Here is a 316-nt window from a genome sequence, read left to right as displayed (position 1 = left end):
CTACAAGAACCACGTCAACGTGGACCGCATGCACAAGCTGGTGCGCCGCTATCACGCTACCGACGCCGCTGTGCATGACAGTCAGGCGGTGGACCACCTGCTGATGCGGGGCAACACCGGGTCCGGCGTATGGGCGGATGCTGCCTACAGATCTGAAGAAATGGAGACCAAGCTGCGCGACCAGAAGCTGAAAAGTCACATCCACAGGAAGGGAAAGCGGGGCAAACCACTGACTGAACAGGCCAAGAGCAGCAACAAAACCAAATCCACCGTGCGGGTTCGGGTCGAACACGCCTTCGGCGCACAGACAAACGAC

General features: G+C 59.2%; 1 protein-coding gene. It reads left to right on the top strand.

Going from position 1 to position 316, the window contains the following annotated elements:
* Positions 1–316, top strand: a 316-nt coding sequence (locus AB4874_RS19940; RefSeq protein WP_368393320.1) for a transposase, incomplete at both ends; no start/stop codon positions are given.

Origin of the sequence: Thioclava arctica (assembly GCF_040892615.1) — a bacterium.
GTDB classification, from domain to species: Bacteria; Pseudomonadota; Alphaproteobacteria; order Rhodobacterales; family Rhodobacteraceae; genus Thioclava; species Thioclava arctica.
The sequence above is the reverse complement of the archived record's forward strand: the minus strand, read 5'-3'. Positions and strand labels throughout refer to the sequence as shown.